Source organism: Okeania sp. SIO2F4 (assembly GCF_010672385.1).
In the GTDB taxonomy this organism is placed as follows: Bacteria; Cyanobacteriota; Cyanobacteriia; order Cyanobacteriales; family Microcoleaceae; genus Trichodesmium.
Window position 1 is genome coordinate 1 of sequence record NZ_JAAHGT010000963.1, and the last position, 3,637, is coordinate 3,637.

3 protein-coding genes and 1 pseudogene are annotated in these 3,637 nt (G+C 35.4%); 2 read left to right on the plus strand and 2 right to left on the minus strand.

What is annotated here, in order from left to right; translation table 11 throughout:
- A pseudogene (locus F6K22_RS35625) lies at positions 1 to 283 on the minus strand (helix-turn-helix domain-containing protein); the annotation flags it as partial.
- Positions 284 to 641: 358 nt separating this feature from the next.
- Entirely contained in the window at positions 642 to 923 is a 282-nt protein-coding gene (gene psaK, locus F6K22_RS35630) for a photosystem I reaction center subunit PsaK (protein ID WP_293109292.1), read from the minus strand.
- Positions 924 to 1,254: 331 nt separating this feature from the next.
- Between psaK and F6K22_RS35635 the strand changes: the two genes are divergently transcribed.
- Both F6K22_RS35635 and F6K22_RS35640 read left to right on the plus strand, forming a co-directional pair.
- A complete protein-coding gene (locus F6K22_RS35635; protein ID WP_293109294.1) occupies positions 1,255 to 2,478 on the plus strand; it encodes an RNA-guided endonuclease InsQ/TnpB family protein in 1,224 nt (407 codons plus the stop codon).
- Positions 2,479 to 2,519: 41 nt separating this feature from the next.
- On the plus strand, positions 2,520 to 3,194 hold the full coding sequence (locus tag F6K22_RS35640; protein ID WP_293109295.1) for a phosphoribosylanthranilate isomerase: 675 nt from the start codon (positions 2,520 to 2,522) through the stop codon (positions 3,192 to 3,194).
- Positions 3,195 to 3,637: the final 443 nt, after the last annotated feature.

Below are 3,637 nucleotides of genomic sequence, written 5' to 3' on the forward strand. Positions count from 1 at the left end.
ACTAAAAAAGTTGGTGAAAGCAGTTTGTAAATGGACTACCGCCTTGCTGCAATGGTACACTGCTTACTTGAGTAAGAAAATCTAAATCTTTCTGTTTTTTCCAGTTCGTCAGCATGGCCGAAGTTTGTTTGTAACTTACTCGTTGTTTTTGTTCATACCAAGCTTGAGTCCTAGCAGCTAAGGCTTTGTTATAGATTAGGCGCACACAACCCAAAGTCCTCCGCAACAGACTTTCCTGTTCCAGAGTGGGGTAAAATCTAAATTTGTACGCTTTTTCAACCATCTACTGATTAATTTTCAACATTTACATTTTAACAGTTTATTTGTAAAACCGGAACATTGATTGGCATTCCCATCCCTCCGCTCCCCTGCGGGAGAGCGCGGGTATAAATGCCAACATTTTGATAACTAAATTAACTTTAGAGGTTAGTGCATCAGCAAAGTGTGGAATAAGTAATTAAGTCATTCCACTTCCAAGGAGCAATATAGCTGCTGGTAGGCTCTTCGGTAATTTTCTGGTCAACAATAACAATCAATACCTAATTTGGACATCTATGAAATTACAAACTAAAAATGGGGGATTTTCTTCTGTAATCAGAGAAAACCCCCTATATTTTTAACTAAAATCAGGTTATATCTATCTATAGCATACCAGCACTACCAAGCCCTAAAATTATTCCTGCTCCCAAAATATGACCAAAACTTGTAGTAGCTAATAATTCTGGTATTCCAAAGCCAGTAAAAATTGCTGGTAACGATACGGGTAAATCTGGCCCTTGTCCACGATTTTGCTTTGAAATGGCATAGTAGCCAATCGCAATTGCCACTAAGTTACAAGTTATCATTATAATTGCTACTTTTGGCGACCACTCTGCTGAGAGAGGATGAGATTGTGCTGCTAGAATTAAGCCAGGGTAAATCAAGTTCTTATCTCCTTAAATTAAAAAGATTTGGGGCAAATTTAAAATACCTCGCCCGATCGGGTGGTGTTTAAATCAACTTATGTTTTGCAAATTATCAAGAAGCTTTAGCTAAAAGCTACAATTTGTTTTAATAATTAACAATAACTTTAAGTTTTGATACAAAAATCGGCGTTGGTAATTTGGTAAGACGATTTCCTACTAGGGGTAATACCCATCACTTACTCTGGTTAGATATTTAGAGGTATCAGAAACAGATTACTCTTAAAGTTTCATCTCTTGATTTACCAACCCCAATTAATGTTATCCTGATTAAAGGAACAGCTTTTTTGCGATGAGAACCGCTTATCAATACAAATTAAGACCCAATAAAGAACAAATTGCCACCATAGAATTATGGTTAGATTTGTTACGCCGACAGTATAACTATCGACTAGGCGAACGGTTCTCATGGTGGGAAGAAAATCGCTGTCCAGTTAACGCTTGCCCGTTAATAACACCAATTCCTCAACTAAAAGATTGCCCTGATTATTATTCTCAAAAAAAGGATTTGGTCAATACCAAGGAGAAATTTCCTGAATATAAATTAGTTCATTCTCAGGTACTGCAAGATTGTACTAAGCGGGTGAAACTAGCCTTCGATAGATGGTTGAAAACAGATAAAAACGGACAAAAATTAGGAAGACCAAGATTTAAAAATCAAAGTCGTTATCGTAGTTTCACTTATCCTCAAATCAAGCCAGATTGCATTGTCAATCGAAGAATTAATCTTCCCAAAATTGGTCAAGTCAAGTTGATTCAACACCGACCATTGCCAGATGGCTTTCAAATTAAAACCGTTACTGTTAGCCGTAAAGCTGATGGTTATTATGTAACGCTATCCTTAGAAGATAAATCGGTTCCTTTATTGAATTCTGAAGTCAAACCCACATCAGAAAATACTCTGGGAATAGACATGGGACTAAAGGATTTCTTAGTGACTAGCGTTGGAGAATCAGTTCCAATACCTCAATATTATCGAAAATCTCAGCAGCGATTAAAGACTTTACAAAAACGTTTATCTAGGAAGAAAAAAGGAAGCAAAAGATGGTTAAAAGCCGTCAAAGCTGTAGCCAAACAACATAAAAAAGTAGCCGATCAGCGTAAGGATTTTCACTTGAAAACGGCTAACAAGTTATTAACAGAAGCCGAAGTTATAGCCTACGAAAACCTAAATATTAAAGGGCTGGCCAAAACTAGATTGAGTAAATCAATTAACGATGCTGGATGGGGGCAATTTCTGACTATTTTAACTGTCAAAGCCGAGAATGCTGGGCAGAAAACAATAGCAGTGAACCCTAAAAATACTAGCCAAGATTGCTCAAGCTGTGGTGAAAAAGTCCCTAAAGAATTAAACATACGAACCCATTCTTGTCCCCATTGCGACATGGTAATAGACCGGGATGTGAACGCGGCGATAAATATAAAAAATAGGGCGGCAGGGCCTTCGGTCCTTAAAGCTCGTGGAGTTCGACGGGGTACCGGAACTGCGAAACGAGAAGCCCACGCCATACCTTAAGGTTGGCGTGGGAGTATGTCACTGAGTAGTAGGTATAATTAATGCGCGTCAAAATTTGTGGAATTACAAAACTAGAGCAAGGACAAGCGATCGCTCAGATGGGAGCAACAGCTCTAGGATTTATCTGTTTTCCCAAATCACCTCGCTATATTACTCCAGAAAATATCAGAAATATTGTCGAGAAACTACCAATAAATATTGATAAAATAGGAGTATTTGTTAATCCTGAAATAAATTTATTATCAGAAATAATTATTAATACCAAATTAAATGGAATACAACTACATGGTGATGAATCTCCAGAATTTTGTTATCAGCTACGTCAGTTAATACCAAATAATATAGAAATAATCAAAGCCCTGAGAATTAAATCTCCTCAAGATTTAAAAAAAGCAAATATTTATGAAAATTATATTGATACTTTACTCCTAGATGCTTATCATCCAGATAAATTAGGAGGTACTGGTCAAACCTTAGATTGGAAAATTATTGAAGAATTTAACCCTACTTTTCCTTGGTTATTAGCAGGTGGTTTAACCCCAGAAAATGTCATAACAGCAATACAACAATTCATATTAGTCTCTGAACCTAAAATAGAATTTAATCATAAATTTTGTGGCATAGACTTATCCAGTGGTGTGGAAACAGCACCAGGTGATAAAAATTTAGTTAAAGTCAAAAAATTATTTGATAGTTTGGCTAAACTAAGAATTTAGGAGCAATAATTTTAATAAACTAATCTGCCTTTATTTGTTAAATAATTAAATATATCGAGGGAATAAAATAACAATAACTAGGAAAAAGAAAAGGCTTTTAGCAATCGAAACTATTCTCAAAGTTATAGTCGCCATTACTGCTAGAATCCCATCAAATTCTCTTACCTTAATTACAGGAATGATTTGATTGCTAACTTTTAATTTTTGACTGTAGCTATATAAAATAACTTTTCTCAAGAACCGTGAGATAGAGTTGTATTTTTCTTGGTCTTTTACCTTTTACCGAATTATTAATTAATTAATTCTGGTTTAAAGCCTCCCCTTGGATAGGGGAAAAAAAGAAATGATATTTCCCAATATTCAATCCTCTCGGTTTTAACCAGAGGTAATTATCAATTATCCATTATCAATTATCAATTAATGAACTAAAACCTATAATTTTG